Origin of the sequence: Deinococcus aetherius (assembly GCF_025997855.1) — a bacterium.
In the GTDB taxonomy this organism is placed as follows: domain Bacteria; phylum Deinococcota; class Deinococci; order Deinococcales; family Deinococcaceae; genus Deinococcus; species Deinococcus aetherius.
In genome coordinates this window covers 2,185,494-2,205,219 of the sequence record NZ_AP026560.1, presented here as the reverse complement: position 1 = coordinate 2,205,219, position 19,726 = coordinate 2,185,494, and the positions used below count along the sequence as shown (strand labels likewise).

Below are 19,726 nucleotides of genomic sequence, written 5' to 3'. Positions count from 1 at the left end.
CAGTGTGCGCCGTGCGAGGGCCCGGACGCCTGCGCCGGGTGGCTTAGCCCGGGGAAAAAGCAAAGGAGGCCTCGGCCCCCTCCTCCGTTCCCGCCCGCCGACGCTTACCCGCCTGCCCCGAGCCTCCCCAGCCACACGCCCACCCCGAAGACGACCGCGCCGCCCACGATGACCTGGAAGATGGTCTGCCCCAGGGGACTGCGCATGTACCGCCAGCGGATGACGGCGATGGCGAGGAGTTCGACGATCACGACCACGTACGCCAGCGTCAGCGCCGCGCGCAGGTCGGGCAGCAGGAAGGGGAAGGTGTGGAGCATCCCGCCCAGGATGGTGGCGAGCCCGGTGATCACCCCGCGCGCGACCGGCGTGCCGCGCCCGCTGACCTTGCCGTCGTCCGAGAGCGCCTCGGCGAGCCCCATGCTGATGCCCGCCCCGATGCTCGCCGCCAGCCCGACGAAAAAGGCGTCGATGGGTTTGCCCGTCAGCCCCGCCGTGGCGAAGATCGGCGCGAGCGTGCTCACGCTGCCGTCCATCAGTCCCAGCAGCGCGGGCTGGACCTTTTGCAGGACGAAGGCGTGCTCGCCGTGCGTGGGCGTCAGGGTGGCGACGGCGGGGGCGGACGGCTGGGCAGGCGAGGACATGCTCACATTCTACCCTTACTAGGAATAATTCTCAATAAGGACTATTCCGACGGGAGAACCCGGAATGGGGATGGGCAGGGCCGGGTCGGGTGCGCTCGCCCTGAAAAAATGCCTGTGGAGGCGAGGAATTTCGCCCCGGGAACCCGAGAACCGGGCACGTCTGGGGCCGGAGGGGCGGGCTGTTTGTGGAGAAGGGGTGAAGCCTAGGAAAGCCCCGCTCACTCCTCCCGCGTCTCCCACACCAGCCTTGGCCGGAACTTCAGGGCGTCCGCCGCGACGAGGTGAGCGGGAATACCGCCGACGTGGCGCAGGGTCCGCTCCGGGTTCGCCCCGTGGAGGTGCCCGTAGACGACGAGATCGGGGCGGGCGTCCTCGATCACGTTGCTGAGTGGGTTGGGAGGGTAGGGCGGGCTCGCGGGCGGGTAGTGCAGCATCAGGATCAGGGTGTCGCCGGGCTGACGGAGCCGCGCGGCGACCTGGGTGCTCAGGCGCAATCTCTCCGCCTCGCGGTTCAGCAGCCGCTCGTCTTCCTCGCCCAGGGGTTCGTGGCCGGGAGTGAGCCAGCCGCGCGAGCCACAGACGACCACCCGGCCCACCCGCACGGCGTCGTTCTGCACGGCGAGCATCCCGGGGGGCAGGGCGGCGCGCAGTTTGGACGCACTCGTCCACCAATAGTCGTGGTTTCCCCGCAGCAGCACCTTGGTCCCCGGCAGCGCCGCCACCGGGGCGAGGTCGATGAGCGCGTCGGGGAGCCGCATCGCCCAGGAGAGGTCGCCCGGCAGCAGCACGAGGTCGTCCTCACGTACCACCTCGCGCCACTCCCGGAAGATCGCGTCCGGGTGGCCCGCCCACTGCGGCCCGAAGACCGTCATCGGCTTGGGCGTGACGGTGGCAAGGTGCAGGTCGGCAATGGCGAAGACGCGCATGGGGGAAGGCTCCGGGCGGGGGGACGGGGTGGGGGACAAGCCAAAGCGAAAGCCTCCCGCGTGGGGAGGCCTTGCGCGTGGTCGGGGCGAGAGGATTCGAACCTCCGACCCCTTCGTCCCGAACGAAGTGCGCTACCAGGCTGCGCTACGCCCCGCCCTACCACGGCTCCAGTCAGACGGGCGAAAGGGCCCGCTTTTGGTGCGTGGGGTAGTCTACGCGGCCCCCCGGGGGGTGTCAAGCGAGGGGGCCGCCGTCCGGGCGGGCCTGGAAGGCGCGCAAGCGGAAGCGGCCCGCCGTGCCGACATGCAAAGCTGGGAAGCAGAGCGGCAGCGAAGCGTCCTCATCGGCCCTCAAGGCGAGACCCCTCGTGCATTCAGGGTGACAGGTTCCGGTGGCCTCGCCCTGATCGAAACCGTGGCCTCACTCCGGGTCCTCGAACTCCGTCTCCGACTCCTCATCGCCACCCTGCTCCTCCGGGTGGGCCGCCGACACCTCCCGGATGGCCGCCCAGATCACGGCGCCCGGAAAGCCCCGCCGGGCGAGGAAGGCGTAGGCGGTGGCGCGCGGGTCGCGCTTACGGGCGAAGCTGGGCCAGCGGCGCTCCAGGATGGCTACGGCGTCCGCCCGCTCCTCTTCCGGGTCGCGGGTGGCGAGCGTCTCCTCGATCAGCCCTTCGCCCACGCCCCGGCGTTTGAGGGTCTGCCGGACGCGGAAGCCGCCCACCCCCCGGCGGTGGCCCTCGGCGCGGGCGACCCCCTCGTCGCTCTGGTAGCCGAGTTCCTGCACCCGGGCGAGGACCTCGGCGGCCAGCGTCTCGTCGTCGGTGCGGCGAAGCAGCCGGGTCCTCAACTCCGTCTCCGTGAGCGCCCGGCCCGACAGCGCCCGGAAGGCGTAGGCGAGGAGGTCGTCGCGGGCCTTCTGCCGTTCCTCCGGTGTCCTTTCCCCGCCCGCCGTCACGGCCACAGTATGCCGCTTGCGCCCACCTCCCCGCACCCGCTAAGATGCGCAGGTTGCCTACCGAAGGGTGGGTGACCTCTATCCGGTCAAAGGCCGGGTGGAAGGCGCGGAGGCTCTGCCCATGAGGAGCCGGGCGCATCGTGTTCCTCTCCCCGAGGGGAGTGGGAACCGCCCCGCGAGTGCGGGAGAACAAGGAGAATTCACATGGCCCTTCGTCACAAGTCCGCCCAGAAGCGTCACCGCCAGAGCCTCAAGCGCCGATTGATCAACCGCAGCCGCAAGAGCACGATCAAGACCTTCACCAAGAAGGCCGTCGTCGCCGCAGGAGCGGGCGCCGAGAACGCGACCGAACTCCAGCGCAAGGCCGAGAGCCTGCTCGACAAGGCCGCCAAGGGCAGCACCCTCCACAAGAACACCGCCGCCCGCAAGAAGAGCCGCCTCGCCCGCGCCATCAACAAGGCGAACGCCGCCAAGCAGACGGCGTAAGCGAGCGCCGCTCACGAAAGGGGCCACTCCCGCGAGGGGTGGTCCTTTTTCCGTTCAGCCCGGCCCGGTCTCCCGCACAAACAGGACGAGGCCGGGGTCCACCGCTTCCAACCCCGCCTGTTCCCCTCGTGTCAGAACGGCGCGGTCCGGGCGTCCTCTCCGGGCAGTCGCGCGGCCTGTTCTCCCCCTCCCCTTGCGGGCGACTTGTAAAGCTCCGAAGGAGAGGATTGGGGAGAGGGGTGCCGAGCGCCGCTCGTCCTTCTCCCAGACGACACATCCGTCCTAACAACCAGTTTCGCAATTCACATCGAGCGTCCGGGTGAGGGCTGGGAGTCTGCCGTAGCGCCTATCCATACTCGGCGGGCGCGGCAGGAGCGCGAGGGCGGTCACCGCTCCCCCTACTGCCGGGCTTCCTTGAGGTCCAGCGTGCCCGAGTAGCGGTCGAACTCGACGGTCAGGCGGTAGACGCCCATCTGGCCGCTGCCCAGCAGGTTCAGGGACCAGTTGCCCTTAGGGCAGGTCTGCCCGGCGACCTGGGTGCCGCTGGGGTCCAGGAGGCGCAAGACGGCCTTGCCGCTGCGGACCGAGCAACTTCCCCGGACGCCCACGCTCTTGTCGGACTCGTACAGCTCGAAGGCGTACCTGTTCTCGCCCTGCGCGTTGAGGAGGTGGGTGGGTGTCAGCGTCACGTAGCCGAAGCGCAGCCCCACGGTGAAGTACAGCAGCGCGACGGCAACCGCCAGGGCGACGAACAGGAAGCGCACCCCCCTACTTTACGCTGCCTTCACGAAGGTTGCCGCAGCCCGCCCGTCAGGGGGGATGGAGGGAAAAAAGGCACGGGCGAGCCGGGCCACCCCCTCCCGCAGCCGCTCGGGCGGCAGGTGCGCGAAGGCGAGCAGGACGGCAGGGGGCCGGGCGTGGTGAGCGAGGGGCGCGGCGGGGGAGAGGGCCACCCCGGCCGAAGCCGCCCGCCGCACCGCCTCCTCCTCGGAGAGGGTGGGGGGCAGGGTCACGTGGACGTGGAGCCCCGCGCGGGCGGGTGTGACCTCCCACCCTGGCAGCCCCACCGCCAGGGCCGCGAGCAGGACTCCGTGACGGTGGCGGATCGCCGACCGCGCCCCCCGCAGGTGCCGCGCGTACGCCCCCGAGGCGAGCACGTCCGCGAGCGCGAGGGCGTCGAGCGTGGCGGGGGCCCGGTCGGTCAGGGGCCGGGTGCCCGCCAGCACGCGGGTGACGGGCCCGGGCGCGACGAGGTAGCCGCTGCGGGTGACGGGGGCCAGGCTCTTGCTGAAGCTGCCGAGCAAGATCACCCGGTCGGGGGCGAGCCCCTGCATCGCCGCCGGGGGCCGCCCGCCGTGGTGCAGGTCGGCGGCGTAGTCGTCCTCCAGGAGAAAGGCCCCCGACTGGCGCGCCCACGCCACCACCTCCGCCTGCCGCCCGGCGGGGAGCGTGACGGTCGTGGGGTACTGGGCCCCCGGGGTGAGGTAGAGCAGGGTGGCCCGCTTCGGCAGCGCCGCCGGGTTCAGGCCCGCCGCGTCCACCGGGACCGGGACCAGGGTGGCCCCCGTCGCGCCCAGGGCCGCCCGCGCCCCCGGGTAGGTGGGGTCCTCGACGGCGGCGACCCTCCCCTCCTCCAGAAAGACCCGCGCGAGGGCGTCGAGGGAGGCCTGGGTGCCCCCCGTCAGCATCACCATGTCGGGGGTGACCCGCGCGCCGCGTTCGGCGCTCAGGTAGGCGGCCAGGGCCCGGCGCGTCCCCGGCGGGCCGAGGAGGGTGTCCAGGTCGTCGGGGGAGCCGCCCTCCCCGCGTTCCCCGGCGGTCCGGGCCTGGCGGGTCAGGGCCTGGGCCCACGCGCCCGCCGGGTAGAGGTCGGGGACGGGCTGCCCGAGTCGGAAGTCCACAGCGTACCCGCCGCCCGCGTCCGGCACCCGCCCGGCCAGGGCCCGCGCCGCCCACGCGCTGAGGGGCAGCGGGGAGGCGGGGGCGTCCTCCTGGGGGGGCGCCGCCCCCGGAACCGCGACCCGCGTGCCGCTGCGGGCGCTGCTCCTCACGTACCCCTCCGCGCCGAGTTGCGCGAGGGCGTCCACCACCGTGTTGCGGGAGACGCCCAGCCGCGCCGCCAGGGCGCGGTGCCCCGGCAGCCGGACGCCCTGGGTCAGCACCCCCTCCAGAATCGCCTCGCGCAGCGTCCGGGCCACCCGCGAGTGCAGCGCCTCGCCCGGCAGCGGGGGCCGCAGGTCGAGGGCGCCCTCCGCCAGGGGCGTGCCCCCCGGCCCCTCCCTAACGCTCAAACTCCCGGGCGAGCCACGCGGGGTCGCCCCCCTCGGCGGCGAGCGCCTGCCCGGCGAGGGTGAGGAAGCGGTCGCGCGCCGCCCCGGCCTCCTCGCGGGTCAGGCCGTGGGCGGCGGGGTCCCGCAGAAGGTCCCGGAGAAGCGGGAAGACCGGAGTGTCCGGGTGGAGTTCGCCCCGCACGGTCACGTCGGCCCGCCACTTCAACAGGTAATCGAGCGCGTAGGGGCCGGGTTCGAGGACACAGCCGCCGGGGTAGGGGATGCGCCGGGGCGCCGGGAAGGTCACGGCGGCCCGGGAGGAGGGCGCGGTCGTCATGGGCACAGGATGCACCCGCCCCGCGCGGCGGGCCAGGCCAGCGGTCCCTCTCGACTTCGCTCATTCCCGGCTCATGGCGCGGGCTTGCCCTATCATGGGTCCCACCATGAGCGAGGCGCTGGTGCAGGCGTATCGGGACGCCCTGCCGGAGTACGAGCGGCTGAGGGACGCGGCGGTCGCCCACACCACCCGGCTCCTCACGGGGGCGGGGCTGAACATCCACCACGTCACGGGCCGGGTCAAGCGCCCCGCGAGCCTCGCCGACAAGCTGCGGCGCAAGGCGGGGCGCTACCACTCGCTCGCCGACGTGACCGACCTCGTGGCCGTGCGGGTGATCACCTACTTCGAGCGCGACGTGAACGTGGTCGCCCGCCTCGTGGAGGAGCACCACACGGTCGACTGGGACCATTCCATCGACAAGTCGAGGATGCACGACCCCGACCGCTTCGGGTACATGGGAGTCCACTACGTCGTGAGCCCGCCGCTAGGCGTGCCCGAGTTCGGCGCCCTCGGGGTGGTGCAGTCGGGGGCGAGGTTCGAGGTGCAGATTCGCTCGATCCTCCAGCACGCCTGGGCGGAGATCGAGCACGACCTGGGCTACAAGAACCGCGAGGCCGTTCCGCGCGAGGTGCGGCGCCGCTTCTACCGCCTCGCGGGCCTGCTGGAGATGGCCGACGAGGAGTTCATGGCCCTGCACCGCCTGTCGCACGACTACGCCGCCACCCTGCCCGAGCGCATCGCCGACGACCCCGACGGCGTGTACATCGACGTGCAGAGCATGACGCATCTCCTGGGCGCTTCCCCGGTGCGCGACCTCGACCTCGCCGTCGCCGCCGCCCTGCGGGTGCCCCTGCTCGAAGACTGGCCCGACCCCGAGCGCCCCCAGCGCCTCGCCAGCCTGTTGCATTACGTGGGCGTGCGCTCGGTGGGCCAGCTTCTCAAGGAGCTGCGGCGCCACGAGGCCGAGGTGCTGCGCTTCGCCGCCGCCCTGATGCCCCGGCTGCGCGAGGCCTGGACCCCGGCGGGGGGTGCCCGCCCCGGCACGAGCGTCGTCCACCACGCCCTGCTGCGCGCCTGCGCGAACGCGGCCCTCGACCCCCAGGAGGTCGTCAGCCTCCTCGACCTCAGCGGCTCGCGCAACGTCGGCGAGATGGTGCAGACCGTACGGGAAGTGTACGAGCGGGAAATCCTGAACCACGCCGCCGATTGAGACTCCCGGGGTGGACAGAGGCGAAGTCCCCCGCGTGAGGGCGTCGCCCCTTCAGCCGCCCGGGTCCTGCGGGATGACCGAGATGCTGCCGTCGCGCTCCAGGATGGCGTACTTGATCTGGTCGAGCCGCTCCAGGCCCTGTGACTTGCGGGCGGAGGAGAGCACGTCGTCCTCGTCCACCTGCGCCCGGTCCATGCGGTCTTTCAGGGGCTGGCCGTTCTCCACGAGGAGGACGGGCACGCTGTCGATCAGACGGTCGAGCCGGGCTGAGCGCCCCTTCCACAGGGCGAAGGCGATGTCGAGCCCCACCAGCGTCAGGATCAGGAGCAGGGCGGCGGTGACCGAGAAGTCCTCGCCCAGGAGGGCCTGCTGGGTCGTCTCGGAGATGATGAGCAGCAGCACGAGGTCGAAGGTCGTGATCTGCGAGAGGGCCCGCTTGCCCGCCACCCGGAAGATCACGGTCAGGAAGAGGTAGATGACGGCCCCGCGCAAGACGGCGTCCACCTGCGGACCTCAGGGGTAGACCAGGGCGCTGAAGTTCAGCCCCAGTCCGCCCACCTGCCCGAGGTGCCCGCGCAGCACGCCCGCCCGCTGGAACTCCACGTCGAAGGTCACCCGAAGCTCGTCCCCCTCGCCCCGGAACAGGTACTCGGTGCGTTTCGGCCCGTTCTGAATCCGCATCGGGGGCGGGGTGATCTCCTGCACCTGAAGCCGCTCCAGCGTATCGTTGGCGATCCAGACCTGTCCCTGGCCGTCCGGGCTCAGGGGAAGGCTCACCTCCAACTCGGTCGGCCGGGTTTCCCGCTCGAAACGCGGGAAGTCGAGCGTCAGGTCACCCGAACTCACGCTCGTCCGGGACAGCGGCCCGCCGCCGAACAGGCCCGCGAGCGCGAGCGCGAGGAGCAGCCAGATCACCCCCCACCCGATCCGCTCGACCCGCCACTCCCGCCTCTGGAAGTCGAACTCCTGCTCGATCCGCGCTTTGGTCACGTCCCGACGCTAGGCCTGTCCAGAGCGGGAATGTATCGAGGAATACTAACGAAGGGTTTAGAGGTCCGGCCCCCCTGGAGCCGGGGCTGAACTGCTTACCCCCGCCGGTCCCGGTAGCGCCGGATCAGCGCGTTCGTGCTGGAGTCGTGCGAGAGCTGCGGCTCCTCCTGCGCCTGAAGCTCGGGCACGATCTTCCCGGCGAGGACCTTGCCGAGTTCCACGCCCCACTGGTCGAAGGAGTTGATGTTCCAGATCGCCCCCTGCACGAAGACCTTGTGCTCGTACAGGGCGATCAGGGCGCCCAGCGTGCGCGGGGTCAGGCGGTCGGCGAGGATGGTGTTGGTGGGCCGGTTCCCCTCGAAGACCCGGTGCGGCGCCAGGCCAACCGCGACGCCCTCCGCCTCCACCTCCGCCTGCGTTTTCCCGAAGGCGAGGGCCTCGGTCTGCGCGAAGACGTTCGCCATCAGCAGGTCGTGGTGCGGCGGCTGGCTCCCGGTGTGCAGGGGGTTGAGCGTCTGGCAGAAGCCGATGAAGTCGCAGGGAATCAGGCTGGTCCCCTGGTGGATGAGCTGGTAGAAGGCGTGCTGCCCGTTCGTGCCCGGCTGGCCCCAGACGACCGGCCCCGTCTGGTAGTCCACGTTGCGCCCGTCCAACGTGACGTGCTTGCCGTTGCTCTCCATGTCGAGCTGCTGGAGGTAGGCCGGGAAGTACATCAGATATTGGTCGTAGGGCAGGACGGCGTGCGTCTGCGCGTCGAAGAAATCGCGGTACCACAGGCCGAGCAGCCCGGTCAGCATGGGGAGGTTGCGCTCGGGCGGCGCCGTGCGGAAGTGCTCGTCCATATCGTGCAGCCCGGCCAGGAACTCGCGGAAAGCCTCCGGCCCGACCGCGATCATCAGGCTCAGGCCGATGGCGCTGCCGACGCTGTAGCGGCCCCCCACCCAGTCCCAGAAGCCGAACATGTTGTTCGTGTCGATGCCGAATTTCGAGACCCCCTCCGCGTTCGTGCTCACCGCGACGAAGTGCCGGGCGACCGCCGCGTCGTCCCCGAGCGCGCCCAGCAGCCACGCCCGCGCGCTCGTCGCGTTCGCCATCGTCTCCTGGGTGGTGAAGGTCTTGCTCGACACGATGAACAGCGTCTCTTCGGGGTCGAGGTCGCGGGTCTTCTCGGTGAGGTCGGTGCCGTCCACGTTGGAGACGAAGCGCAGGGTGAGGTCGCGCCGCGAGTAGAACTTCAGCGCCTCGTAGGCCATCACGGGTCCCAGGTCCGAGCCCCCGATCCCGATGTTCACAATGTTGCGGATGGGCCGCCCGGTGAAGCCCAGCCACTCGCCGGAGCGCACGGAGTCGGCGAAGGCGGCCATGCGGTCCAGGACCTCGTGAACCTCGGGGACGACGTTGCGGCCGTCCACCAGAACCTCCGAGCCCCGGGGAGCGCGCAGGGCCGTGTGGAGCACCGCCCGGTTCTCGGTCACGTTGATGCGCTCGCCCGCGAACATGGCGTCCCGCCTTGAGTCCACCCCCGCCTCCCGCGCGAGGTTGAGCAGCAGGCGCAACGTTTCGTCCGTCACCCGGTTCTTGGAGTAGTCGAGGTAAAGGCCCGCTCCCTCGGCCGTCAGGCGCTCGCCCCGCGCGGGGTCCGAGGCGAAGAGGTCGCGCAGGTGCAGGCCCTCGACCTCGCGGAAGTGGCTTTGCAGCGCCCTCCAGGCCGGGAGCTGCGTCAGGGGACCGGCGGCGGCAGGGGAGGTCATGCGCCGAGCATACAGTGGGCCCGGAAAGGGCAGCTTGAGGGTTTCTCAGTCCTTGGCGTCGTTCGAGGCGCCCTTCTGCCCGGGGGCCAGGGTCAGCCCACCTTCCACGTCCGCCACGCTCAGCCCGGGGGCCAGCGCCCCGTTCACCAGCAGGCTGAAGCGGTCCTGCCAGTCGCGCAGCACCTCGCGCTGGTCGCGGTAGCCGCCGTGGAGCAGCGCGAGGAGGCAGGCGTCCACCAGGAGGGCGCTGAGGAGCTGCGTGTTCACCCCGTCGCGCAGCGCCCCCCGCTCGCGCATGGCGATCAATACGGGCTCGACGAGGGCCACCAGGGTCAGGGCCGTGCGGATGCCCTCGCCGGGCTCCTGCTCGCGCCGCGCGCCCAGGACGGCGTGCCCGACCGCGCCGACGAGGTGGCCGTAACGCACGCCGAGGTCGGCCATCCGGGCGGTGACGTGAGCCCAAACCGCCTGGGGGGCCGCCCCCGCGTGCAGCCGCCGCACCGCCTCGTCGCGGGTCTCGCCCACGGTGCGCTCGAAGTGGGCGAGGAGCATGTGGACCTTGCTGGGGTAGTAGCGGTAGAGGTTCGTGCGGCTGACATAAGCCGCGCGGGCGATGTCCTGTGCGCTCGTGGCGTCGAGCCCGCTGCGGGCGAACAGCTCGAAGGCGGCCCGGGCGATGCGTTCGCGCCGCGCCTCGTCCTGCTCCGTCCGGTCGACCTTCACGCCCTCCAGGCTACCGCCCGCCGCCGCGCCTTCGCAGCCCCCACCCTTACGGTTGCGTTGGGGGTTGGGAGCCCTCGCGCCTGTACGACGCACTCTTCAGGACTCGCATTTCTGCGGCGCCTGACCTGGAGCTGACCCTCCAACCCCTTCACCATACCCGCGCTCATGAATTCTCGCTGTGCACGATTCGCCTGACAGCTCACCCGGAGGGCGCTTAGAGTGGATTTCCGGAGCCGCCGAACCTCCGGGAAAGCGACAAAGGGGTGAAGCCGTGCACATCTACCAGCTCTCTGGCCGGAACATGGACGTGACCGACGCGCTGCGCGATTACGTCGAGGAAAAGCTCACGCGCCTGGACCGCTTCAGCGACCAGATCACCGAGGCGCGCGTGACCCTCACCGTGCGGGACGTGCGCGACGCCGCCCGGCGCAACCGCGTCGAGGTGCAGCTCAACGTTCCCAACGGCGTCATCCGCGCCGAGGAGCACCACGCCGACATGTACGCGGCCATCGACCGGGCGTCGGACGTGCTGGAGCGCCAGCTTCGCAAGTTCAAGACCCGCTACATGAAGCGCCGCCAGGACGCCCTCCCCGAGCCCGCCCCCGACCTCGCCGCCGGGGACGTGCCGGTCATTGACGACGACGTGGAGGACTTCCAGCCCGAGATCGTTCGGCAAAAGCGCTTCGACCTGCGTCCCATGAGCCCCGAGGACGCCGTCACCCAGATGGAGGCCCTGGGCCACGACTTCTTCGTCTTCAAGAACATGGACACGGGCACCTGCGCGGTCGTCTACCGCCGCCGCGACGGCAACTACGGGCTGATCGAGCCGAGCTGAGCGTTTCGGTGACGGGGTGGGAAGGGTGGGGCGCGGGCCCCGTCCCCCACCCCTCACTCTTTCCTCATGCGGGTGGGCGCGGGCCCGCCGCCATCTGCTAGGCTGGGGCGTTCATGATCGCGCATGTGGTCAATCCCGGTTCCAGCAGCGTGAAGCTCGCGTGCGCGACCGTTCTGCCGGGCGACAACCCCGACCTGCCCGGCCAGTTGCGGGTCAGCCTCACCCGAGCGGAGGTGCCCCTGCCCGTGCCGCCCGGCGAGGACGACCTGGAGACGCTGACGCGCGCCGTGCTGGAGGCGACCGCCGACTGGCCCGCCCCCGACGCGCTCGTGGCCCGGGGGGGCTGGCTGGGGCAGGTGCGGGCGGGGACGTACCGGGTTACCCCCGAGCTGGCCCGGTTCGCCGCCTCGGCGGGGAACGACGCGGCGGGGCTGGGCGGGGCGCTCGCGCTCGCCGTCGCGGACGTGCGGGGAGTACCTGCCTTCGTGGTGGACCCCCAGAGCGTGAATGAGTTGCTGCCCGAGGCCCGCGTGACGGGAGTGGCGGGCGTGAGCCGCGAGGCCCGCTTCCACGCGCTCAACGCCCGGGTGGTCGCCCGCCGCGCCGCGCACGAGGTGGGCAAGCGGCTTCAGGACGCCCGCGTGGTCGTCGCGCACCTGGGGGCCACCACCAGCGTGACGGCCTTCGACGGCGGGCGTGCGGTCGATACGACGGGCACCGGCCCCGACGGCGGCCCGCTGGGGGCACTCCAGGCCGGGCCGCTGCCCGTGGGCGCCCTGCTCCGTCTCGCCCGGGAGCGGACTGACGCCGAGGTGCGCCGCCTTCTCGCCGCCGGGAGCGGCTTTCTGGCGCTGACGGGCACCGCGAACCTGCGGGAGCTGGAGGTGCGGGAGGCGACCGACCAGGGCGTGCAGGCCGCCACCGCCGCCTTCGTGCATGGGGCGTGCAAGGCCATCGGCGAGCAGTGCGGGGCGCTCCCGGCTCGCCCGGACGCCATCGCCCTGACAGGGGGCATCGCCCGCTGGGACAGCCTCGTGGACCGCGTCGAGCGGCGGGTTGCCTGGATCGCCCCCGTGATCGTGATTCCCGGCGAACTCGAACTCGAAGCGCTCGCCGAGGGCGCGGGCCGGGTGCTCCTGGGGCTGGAGCCGCCGCGCGAGTGGACGCCGCCCGCTCCGGGGAACTCCTGACATGGCCCGCCGCCGTGCCCCCCGCGCCGCCCCCGAGCCCATCCGGGCCACGAGCATGTGGCGGGTCGATCAGGTCTTCCTGTCCCGGCGGGGCGTGCGGGTGGAGGTGATCTGCTCCCTGGTGAACGACCGGGGCGGCCTGCGCAACCTCAGCGTGGTCGCCCCCACCGACGATCCCCACGAGGCCGTACGGCACGCGGCGCGGTTCGTCGCGGGCAAGGGCAACGTCAGCTCCGCCCGGCAGGCCCGCGTCCGCTGGGCGCGCGAGCAGACCACCACCCTGCAAGACGAACTCATCCGCGACGAGGCTCTGGAGGACGAGTTTCAGGACGCCTTCGAGGACACCTTGGCCGAGGTGCGGGACCGGATGCGGTAGGGTCCCTGACCCAAAAACGATGTCATGCCGAGCCAAGCGAAGCGTCTCCTCTTTCTTGTCAGGAGCCCTTCACGTTGCTTTGCGCTACAGCTTCGCAAGTCAGAGTGCCCACTCCTCGGTCAACTGCCCTGGAAAGGCACGCCAAAAGAAAAAGCCCCACCTCTGCGGTGGGGTCCTCTGTGGTTGCAGGGACAGGATTTGAACCTGTGACCTCCGGGTTATGAGCCCGACGAGCTACCAGACTGCTCTACCCTGCGTCGTCTCTCGCGTCGGGATTTCCGGCGCTCAGAAATAGTAGCTCCGACCCGTGATTCTGTCAATGCCCATGACGCGCAGACGCGAGACCGGGGAGGGCTCCGTGCTCCAGCCCACCGCCGGGGAGGGGCCCGGGCGGGTAGGCTGGGCCGTGTGACGGCGGGCGACGTGGTTTCGGGGGAGGCCAGCGGCATCCAGGCCCGCAAGCTGCGGCACATCGAGGCGTGCCTGCGTCCCGAGAGCCAGTACGCCCAGGTGACGACCGGGCTGGAGCGCGTTCCCTGGCCGTACCGGGCGCTGCCCGAACTCGACCTGGACGCGGTGCGGCTGGAGACCGCCTTCCTGGGCCGGACCCTGCGGGCCCCCGTCCTGATCGGGGCGATGACGGGCGGGGCCGAGCAGGCGGCCCTCATCAACCGCCGCCTCGCCACCGCCGCCGCCCGGCTGGGAATCGGGATGATGCTGGGCTCCCAGCGCGTGATGTTGGAGCGTCCCGAGGCGGCGGCCAGCTTCCAGGTGCGCGAGGTGGCCCCCGACATTCTTCTGATCGGCAACCTCGGCGCGGCGCAGTTCGGGCTGGGGTACGGGGAACGCGAGGCCGCGCAGGCGGTGCGGGAGGTCGGGGCCGACGCCCTCGCCATTCACGTCAACCCCCTTCAGGAAGCCTTGCAACCGGGCGGGGACACAGGCTGGGCGGGGCTGACGGCGCGGCTGGCGGAGGTCGTGTCCGCCCTGCCGTTCCCGGTGGTGCTCAAGGAGGTGGGGCACGGGTTGGACGCGCGGACGGCGCGGGCCGCCGCCGGGCTGGGCTTCGCGGCGCTCGATGTGGCGGGCGCGGGCGGCACGAGCTGGGCGCGGGTCGAGCAACTCGTCCACCACGGCGCGGTGCTCAGCCCCGATCTGTGCGAGGTCGGGATTCCGACCGCCCAGGCCCTGCGGGACGCCCGCCTCGCCGCCCCGGGAATGCCCCTGATCGCCTCGGGGGGCATCCGCACCGGCCTCGACGCCGCCCGCGCCCTCGCCCTGGGAGCCCAGGTCGTCGCGGTCGCCCGCCCCCTCCTCGAACCCGCCCTGGAGAGTGCCGGGGCGGTGGAGGCGTGGCTTGCGCGCTTCATCCACGAACTGAGGGTCGCCCTCTTCGTCGGAGGGTACGTGGGTGTGGAAGAGGTGCGGGGAACGGCGCAGTTGGAGTGACGGACACGTCCTACCCTCCCGCCGTCACCTCCTCCGGAACCGGCACACGTTTCACCCTGGCGCCCACCCCCGTCAGCACCTCGTACTCGACTGTTCCCCCCCAGGCGGCCACGTCGCTGACGGTGATCTCGTCCGCTCCCCACGCCTCGACCCAGTCGCCGGGCCGGACCTCCAGCCCGGTCACGTCCACCATGCACTGATCCATGCAGATGCGGCCCAGCACCGGGCGGCGCTCACCCGCCACGAGAACCTGCGCCCGTCCCGTCGCGCCCCTGGGGTAGCCGTCGGCGTAACCGAACCCGACGGTGGCGACGGTCGTCTCCCGCGTGGCCCGCCACAGCCCGCCGTAGCTGACGGTCTCGCCGGGGTGGACTGCGTGGACGTGGGTGACTCGGGCGCGCAGGGTCATCACCGGGGTGAGCCGGGCCCGGTCCCGCAGGTGCGCGGGCGGGTAGCCGTAGGCGGCGAGGCCGGGGCGGGCGAGGGCGAGGCCGGGCAGGGGCCCGAAGCTCAGCACGCCGCCCCCGTTCGCCGCGTGGGCGAGGACGGGGGGCAACGCCTCCAGCACCCGCCGGAAGCGGCTCAACTGCTCGTGGGCAAACGAGAGGTCGGGCTCGTCGGCGGTGGCGAAGTGGGTGTAGGCGCCCTCCAGCACCCCCCGCTCGGCGAGGCGCAGGCCCACGGCCACGGCCTCGTCGGGGCGGGCGCCCAGGCGGTTCATGCCGGTGTCCACCTTCAGGTGCGCGCGGGCGTGGGGGGGCAGGGCGTCCGCCTCCGCGAGGGAGGCGACCGGCAGCCGCACCCCCAGGTCGGCGAGCAGGCCGACCTCCTCCAGGGCGGGCGGGGTGAGCAGCAAGACGGGCTTGCCCAGCCCCAGCGCCGCGAGCGTCACCGCCTCCTGCGGCACCGCCACCCCGAAGCCCCACACGTCGGGGTGACGGGCGGCGACCCGGGCCACCGCCTCCAGCCCGTGCCCGTAGGCGTCAGCCTTCACGGGCAGCAGCAGCCGCGCGCCTCCCCGCCGGGCGAGCGCGGTCAGGTTGCCCGTCAGGGCGGCTTCGGAGATCAGGGCCTGGGCGCGGGGCAGCACCCCCCCATGCTAGGCGTCCTCGCGGGCAGGGCGTAAGGAGCGCGGGCACGCTGTCCGGACCCGGCGCCCACCCCCGGCTGGGGAGACCGCGCGCGGTGCTCGCCCGGCGGGCCCGTGTATCCTGACCGCAAGTGACCATGCGCCGCGCCCTTCCCCGCCTCGCGTTCGTGACCCTGGCCGCCCTGACGGGGCCCCTCGCCGCCGCCCAGACCACGACGCTCGGTGGCACCCTGCCCCTGGTGTCGGTGGGCCAGGGGTGGCCGCAGACGCAGGAGACGTACGTGATCCGCGTCGCGCCCGGGGATGCCGGAAAGCCCCTCGGGCTGGAGGTGTACAGCCCCTCGTTCAACCTCGCGGACGCGGACGGGCGGCGCGGGCCCGGCTACCTCGGGGACGAGACGGGCCGCCGGGGCGAGCCCTTCGAGACGACCTTCGCCCTCTCGGGGCCCGGCGGCGTGATCATCGAGCGGCGCTTCGCGGCGAACCGCGAGCACGCCTGGGAGAGCCTCTTCGCGGGCGGCGTTCCGGCGGGCACCTACACCCTGCGGGTGAGCAGCCGGGGCGACGGCAAGAACGCCTTCGCGCTGCGGGTGGCCGCGCCCTTCGCGCTGGAGGCGACCGCCTTCTCGGCGGCTGCCCGGGGCAACGTCTCGTCTCCCGTCCTCGTCGCGCGGCTGAACGTGACCTCGGCGTGGGTGGGCAGGCCCCTCGACATCTCGAACTACGACCTCGACGGGCCGCGCGAGGTCGAGACCTGGGCCGTGCTGCCGGGCGGGCGGCGGGTGAACCTCACCCCCAGCGCGAACGGACAGTCGGCCACCGACCGCTTCAACGTCACCGCCGATCAGCTTGGGGAGTGGCAGGTCTTCCTGCGGGTGCCCCCCACGACGCGCCAGCCCTCCAACGCCCTGCGGTACGCCTTCCGGTTGGGGGGCACGCTCGTGCGGGCGGAGGTGGGCGGTTTCACCCCGCCCAGGGGCGCGCGGCTCCAGGGCCGCCTCCTGGTGGACGTGGTGGACCCGCAGGGCCGCCCCATTCCCGGCGCGAGCTACGCGGTGGTGGGCGACAGCGTGGTGCGGCCCACTCTGCCCCCCGGGTACGTGCCCGTGGGCAGCACCCTGCTGGAGGGCACCGGCAACGTGGTCTCGCCGACCGAGGTGCGCTTCCGCCCCGGCTACACGCGGGTGCGCTTCGTGGCGCGCTCGCCGCAGGGCTTTCTGACGGTAGAGGCGGTCGCCGTGTACGGGCGTGAGCGCCTGCCCCTGAGCGGCATCTCCTTTCAGGTGGCGGGCCGCAGCTTCACCACGCCCGTGAACGTCGCGCTCGCGCCCGGGGATTACCCGGTCACGCCGACCCCCCTGCCGGGCAGTTCGGTCACCCCGCTGCCCGCCGCCCGGGTGGTCGACAACGGGGCGGGCCGGGTCACCATCGAGTACCGGGTGCGCCCCGAGGTCTCGCTCGTCACCTTCCCCGACGTGGTGGACACCTGCGGGGTGACCCAGCTCACCGCGACCGCCCGCACCGAGTTCCCGTACCGCCTTCCCGGGCGGCTCCGGCTCACCCTGCCGGGTGGCTGGGTGAGCGACGGCCCCCTGCAACTTTCCGGCGACCTCAGCGCCTCGGCCCCCCTGCGGCTGCGGGTGCCCGTGCGGGTCTGCCGCTCGGACACCGCCGAGGTGATCCTCGACCCCTTCGACCTGCGCACCACCGGGCAGGCGCGGGTGCGTAACCCGGGCGGCGCCAACGTCACCCGCACTGTGCAGGGCGGGGGCCGCGCCGCCCTCGGCAAGACCGTCGAGCCCGGCGTGCGCGGCTTCACGGTCACGTTGACCCTGAGCGTGGACACCACCCTGGAAAACGTCCGGGTGATCGACCCCCTGCCCGCTGGGGGGGGCACGCCCGCCGTGCGCGGCCCCGTCAGCGTCCAGGGGCCCAGCCTCGCCAGCGTGACGCCCCGGGTGGAGGGCGAGGCCATCGTCCTCGCGCGGGTGATTCCCGGCACCTACACGCTGACCTACCCTCTCTTTACCGATCTCCCCGCCGACCGGGTGGTCACCACCCCTGACCTGAGCTGGTGAGGAGGCGGACCCCCGAAGGGTGAAGGGGGACTTCTCATGAGAGGCGATTTCTGTTATCCTGTCCTCATGAGGCGTCTCTGGCTCCTGCCCGTGGCCGCCGCCCTGCTGGGGGCGTGCGGCACGCTGGGCACGCCCGAGCCGACCGCCGGGGACCTCCTCGCCGCGCCCACCACCCTCCAAGTCGGGGGCCGCAGCCTGCGCGCCGAGGCGACCCCCACCCTGGGGGACGATACCTTCCAGGTGCGGGTGCGGGTGCAGGCGAAGCACGCCCCGATCCCCGTCCTCAAGGTGACGGGCGTGTACGTGGTCACCGAGGACGGGGTGTGGAACGCCCCGGTGGGCGCCCGGGACCGCAAGGACTGCGGCGATGACCGCTGCCTCCAGGGGACCGGGCGCGGCGCCGCCGAGGGCCTGCGCTCCGGCGAGGGCGTGCAGGTCGTCGTGAGCCTGAAAGACGAGAAGGGCCGGGTGCTGTGGCTGCGCGACGCACGGGCGAGCATCCAGTGAGGGGCCGGCCCTCAGCGATCAGCCCTGAGGCGTGACCACCCCGTCCCGCACCCGCAGCGTGTGGTCGGCCAGGGCTGCCACGTCCCGGTCGTGGGTAATCAGGACGACGGTGCGGCCTGCCCGCGCGGAGGCGAGGAGGAGGTCGAGGACCCGCTCCCCGGTGCGGCTGTCGAGGTTGCCGGTGGGCTCGTCCGCGAGGATCACGCGCGGGTCGCGGGCCAGGGCGCGGGCCACGGCCACCCGCTGCGCCTCGCCGCCCGAGAGCTGGGAGGGCAGGTGCCCGGCGCGCGACCCCAGCCCCACCTCGCCCAGCAGCGCCCGCGCCCGCTCGCGCCGCTCCCGGGGGGGCACGCCCGCCAGCGCGAGCGGGAACTCCACGTTCTCCAGCGCGGTCAGGATGGTCACGAGGTTATGGTTCTGGAAGACGAAGCCGTAATTCGCCAGCCGGAAGTCGGCCCGCGCCGCCTCCGAGAGGGCGTGCAGGTCGGTGCCGTCCACGATCACCCGGCCCGTGGTCGGGGTGTCGAAGCCCGCGAGGAGGCCCAGCAGGGTGCTCTTCCCGCTGCCGCTGGGCCCCACCACCGCCGTCAGGCCGGGCGGGAAGGCGTGGGTGAAGGGGGCCAGGGCCGTCACCGTGCCCTCCCCGCTGGGGTAGACGCGCGACAGGTCCAGGGCCGCGAGGACGGACACGGCGGGGGAGGGAAGCGCGATCATCACACCCGCCCCAGCGCCTCGGTGATGCTCAGGCGCCCCGCGCCCCGCGCCGGGAGGAGGCCGGAGAGCAGGCCGAGCAGCAGGCTGATCCCCAGCGCGAGCGCGGTCAGCCGGGGGGTCAGCGCCGCCGCGTCGATCCCGGCGAGGTTCTGGGTGTAGAGGTTCACCGCCCAGATGCCCCCCAGCCCCAGCAGCAGGCCGCCCACCCCGCCCGCGAGCGCGAGGAGCAGCGACTCGGTGAGCACCAGCGCCCGCACGAAGGCGGGCCGCGCCCCGATGGCGCGCAGGGTGCCGAACTCGCGGGTGCGCTCGAAGACACCCATCATCACCGTGTTCGCCACCGCCAATCCGCCCACGATCAGGGCGATCAGCGAGATGCCGAAGCGCACCGCGTCGCTGATCCTGAGGGCTCGGTCCACGAACGAGAGGAAATCCGACTGCGTCTGCGCCTCCACGTTCAGCCGCTCGCCCAGCGTGGTCGCCACCGCGCGGGCGTCGCGCGGGTTCGCCAGCTTGAGGGCCACCAGCGACACCCGCCCCTGCGCCCCCTCCGCCCGTTGCAGGGTCGAGAGCGGCAGGAAGATGAAGTTGTCCACCAGCCCCGACTCGGGCGCGAGGACCCCGACGACCTGAACCCGGTTGCGGCGGTTGAGGTTGAGGACCGAGCCCGGCTTCAGCCGGAGGTTCTGCGCCGCCTTCGCCCCGACGACCGCCACGCCCCGCCCCTCGTCCGCCGGGGTGAGGGTGCGCCCCAGGGCCGGGGTGACCTTGGGAAAGACCGCCCCCACCCCCTGCGCCGCCGGGAGGCCGTACAGCACCACGCTCTGCGACACGTCGAGGCTGCTGCGCACCGTCATCACGACGGGCGTGACGGTGGTGATGCCCAGTTCGCCCGAGAGCTTCTGGATGTCCCCCACGACCGCCTGGGGGAGGTTGGGCTGGGGCGCGAAGCCCTGGGTAAAGCCGCTGAGGCTGACCTGCACGTCGGGCCCGATGCCGCCGAGTTCCGCCGTGAAGACCTTGCGGATCCCCTCGCCGAGGGAGAGAAAGACCACCATGCTCGCCACCGCCACGGTGATGCCGAGCGCGGTGAGGAGCGTGCGCACCGGGCGGCGAGATAAGCCCCGCCACGCGAGCGTCCAGAGATCCGACCACTTCACGCGCTCCAGGCTACGCCCTGCGCCCGGGAAGGACG

21 protein-coding genes and 2 tRNA genes are annotated in these 19,726 nt (G+C 72.5%); 8 read left to right on the top strand and 15 right to left on the bottom strand.

All coding sequences use genetic code 11. The features are described 5' to 3' along the window. Positions 1–104: 104 nt before the first annotated feature. The 4 genes from DAETH_RS11135 to recX all read right to left on the bottom strand — a co-directional run bounded on the left by DAETH_RS11135 (position 105) and on the right by recX (position 2,525). Entirely contained in the window at positions 105–641 is a 537-nt protein-coding gene (locus tag DAETH_RS11135; RefSeq protein ID WP_319993713.1) for a VIT1/CCC1 transporter family protein, read from the bottom strand. Positions 642–859: 218 nt separating this feature from the next. After that, positions 860–1,567, bottom strand: a complete 708-nt coding sequence (locus DAETH_RS11130) for a metallophosphoesterase (RefSeq protein WP_264774961.1) — start codon at positions 1,565–1,567, stop codon at positions 860–862. Positions 1,568–1,645: 78 nt separating this feature from the next. Beyond that, positions 1,646–1,722 (bottom strand) — tRNA-Pro (locus DAETH_RS11125). A 266-nt stretch (positions 1,723–1,988) separates the two neighbouring features. Further along, positions 1,989–2,525: a regulatory protein RecX gene (gene recX, locus DAETH_RS11120; RefSeq protein WP_264774960.1), complete on the bottom strand. Its 537-nt coding sequence runs from the start codon at positions 2,523–2,525 to the stop codon at positions 1,989–1,991. A gap of 204 nt (positions 2,526–2,729) precedes the next feature. On the opposite strand from recX, the gene rpsT reads away from it, so the two are divergent. Next, positions 2,730–3,011 carry a 30S ribosomal protein S20 gene (rpsT, locus tag DAETH_RS11115; protein WP_264774959.1) on the top strand — a complete coding sequence of 94 codons (282 nt, stop codon included), beginning with the start codon at positions 2,730–2,732 and terminating at the stop codon, positions 3,009–3,011. 398 nt (positions 3,012–3,409) lie between these two features. On the opposite strand, the gene DAETH_RS11110 is transcribed toward rpsT, so the two are convergent. Genes DAETH_RS11110 through DAETH_RS11100 form a run of 3 tightly spaced genes read right to left on the bottom strand, consistent with a single transcriptional unit; the run spans position 3,410 to position 5,618 of the window. Beyond that, a complete protein-coding gene (locus DAETH_RS11110; RefSeq protein ID WP_264774958.1) occupies positions 3,410–3,775 on the bottom strand; it encodes a hypothetical protein in 366 nt (121 codons plus the stop codon). 9 nt (positions 3,776–3,784) lie between these two features. Next, positions 3,785–5,302: a MocR-like pyridoxine biosynthesis transcription factor PdxR gene (pdxR, locus tag DAETH_RS11105; protein ID WP_264774957.1), complete on the bottom strand. Its 1,518-nt coding sequence runs from the start codon at positions 5,300–5,302 to the stop codon at positions 3,785–3,787. Then, entirely contained in the window at positions 5,292–5,618 is a 327-nt protein-coding gene (locus DAETH_RS11100; RefSeq protein WP_264774956.1) for a hypothetical protein, read from the bottom strand. Before DAETH_RS11100 ends, pdxR begins: the two co-directional genes overlap by 11 nt. Before the next feature lie 106 nt (positions 5,619–5,724). On the opposite strand from DAETH_RS11100, the gene DAETH_RS11095 reads away from it, so the two are divergent. After that, positions 5,725–6,828, top strand: a complete 1,104-nt coding sequence (locus tag DAETH_RS11095) for a GTP pyrophosphokinase (RefSeq protein WP_264774955.1) — start codon at positions 5,725–5,727, stop codon at positions 6,826–6,828. Between the two features lie 51 nt (positions 6,829–6,879). Here DAETH_RS11095 and DAETH_RS11090 read toward each other — a convergent pair whose 3' ends face one another. From DAETH_RS11090 to DAETH_RS11075, 4 genes are all read right to left on the bottom strand, one after another. Continuing rightward, the gene (locus DAETH_RS11090) at positions 6,880–7,332 is read right to left on the bottom strand and encodes a DUF421 domain-containing protein (protein WP_264774954.1); all 453 of its coding nucleotides are present in this window, start codon (positions 7,330–7,332) and stop codon (positions 6,880–6,882) included. 9 nt (positions 7,333–7,341) lie between these two features. Further along, positions 7,342–7,818, bottom strand: a complete 477-nt coding sequence (locus DAETH_RS11085) for a hypothetical protein (protein WP_264774953.1) — start codon at positions 7,816–7,818, stop codon at positions 7,342–7,344. A 95-nt stretch (positions 7,819–7,913) separates the two neighbouring features. Beyond that, positions 7,914–9,569: a glucose-6-phosphate isomerase gene (gene pgi / locus DAETH_RS11080; RefSeq protein WP_264774952.1), complete on the bottom strand. Its 1,656-nt coding sequence runs from the start codon at positions 9,567–9,569 to the stop codon at positions 7,914–7,916. A 45-nt stretch (positions 9,570–9,614) separates the two neighbouring features. Beyond that, positions 9,615–10,292 carry a TetR/AcrR family transcriptional regulator gene (locus tag DAETH_RS11075; RefSeq protein ID WP_264774951.1) on the bottom strand — a complete coding sequence of 226 codons (678 nt, stop codon included), beginning with the start codon at positions 10,290–10,292 and terminating at the stop codon, positions 9,615–9,617. Positions 10,293–10,563: 271 nt separating this feature from the next. Between DAETH_RS11075 and hpf the strand changes: the two genes are divergently transcribed. The 3 genes from hpf to DAETH_RS11060 all read left to right on the top strand — a co-directional run bounded on the left by hpf (position 10,564) and on the right by DAETH_RS11060 (position 12,693). Then, entirely contained in the window at positions 10,564–11,127 is a 564-nt protein-coding gene (gene hpf, locus DAETH_RS11070; protein WP_264774950.1) for a ribosome hibernation-promoting factor, HPF/YfiA family, read from the top strand. A gap of 113 nt (positions 11,128–11,240) precedes the next feature. Continuing rightward, positions 11,241–12,317, top strand: coding sequence for a butyrate kinase (locus DAETH_RS11065; RefSeq protein ID WP_264774949.1), 1,077 nt, complete (start codon positions 11,241–11,243; stop codon positions 12,315–12,317). 1 nt (position 12,318) lies between these two features. Continuing rightward, a complete protein-coding gene (locus DAETH_RS11060; RefSeq protein ID WP_264774948.1) occupies positions 12,319–12,693 on the top strand; it encodes a hypothetical protein in 375 nt (124 codons plus the stop codon). A 180-nt stretch (positions 12,694–12,873) separates the two neighbouring features. Here the strand turns inward: DAETH_RS11060 and DAETH_RS11055 are convergent. After that, a tRNA-Met gene (locus tag DAETH_RS11055) sits at positions 12,874–12,950 on the bottom strand. 151 nt (positions 12,951–13,101) lie between these two features. On the opposite strand from DAETH_RS11055, the gene fni reads away from it, so the two are divergent. Further along, the gene (fni, locus tag DAETH_RS11050) at positions 13,102–14,142 is read left to right on the top strand and encodes a type 2 isopentenyl-diphosphate Delta-isomerase (RefSeq protein ID WP_264774947.1); all 1,041 of its coding nucleotides are present in this window, start codon (positions 13,102–13,104) and stop codon (positions 14,140–14,142) included. A 10-nt stretch (positions 14,143–14,152) separates the two neighbouring features. On the opposite strand, the gene alr is transcribed toward fni, so the two are convergent. Next, entirely contained in the window at positions 14,153–15,232 is a 1,080-nt protein-coding gene (gene alr, locus DAETH_RS11045) for an alanine racemase (protein WP_264774946.1), read from the bottom strand. A gap of 137 nt (positions 15,233–15,369) precedes the next feature. Here alr and DAETH_RS11040 point away from each other — a divergent pair, with 137 nt between their 5' ends. Together DAETH_RS11040 and DAETH_RS11035 are read left to right on the top strand one after the other, a co-directional pair. Then, on the top strand, positions 15,370–17,310 hold the full coding sequence (locus tag DAETH_RS11040) for a hypothetical protein (RefSeq protein WP_264777431.1): 1,941 nt from the start codon (positions 15,370–15,372) through the stop codon (positions 17,308–17,310). A gap of 66 nt (positions 17,311–17,376) precedes the next feature. Then, positions 17,377–17,817 (top strand): hypothetical protein, encoded by a 441-nt coding sequence (locus tag DAETH_RS11035; RefSeq protein WP_264774945.1) that lies wholly within the window; start codon positions 17,377–17,379, stop codon positions 17,815–17,817. 18 nt (positions 17,818–17,835) lie between these two features. Here DAETH_RS11035 and DAETH_RS11030 read toward each other — a convergent pair whose 3' ends face one another. Continuing rightward, a complete protein-coding gene (locus DAETH_RS11030) occupies positions 17,836–18,531 on the bottom strand; it encodes an ABC transporter ATP-binding protein (protein ID WP_264774944.1) in 696 nt (231 codons plus the stop codon). Beyond that, positions 18,531–19,691, bottom strand: a complete 1,161-nt coding sequence (locus DAETH_RS11025; protein ID WP_264774943.1) for an ABC transporter permease — start codon at positions 19,689–19,691, stop codon at positions 18,531–18,533. The genes DAETH_RS11030 and DAETH_RS11025 overlap by 1 nt, the downstream gene beginning before the upstream one ends. Positions 19,692–19,726 lie beyond the last annotated feature (35 nt).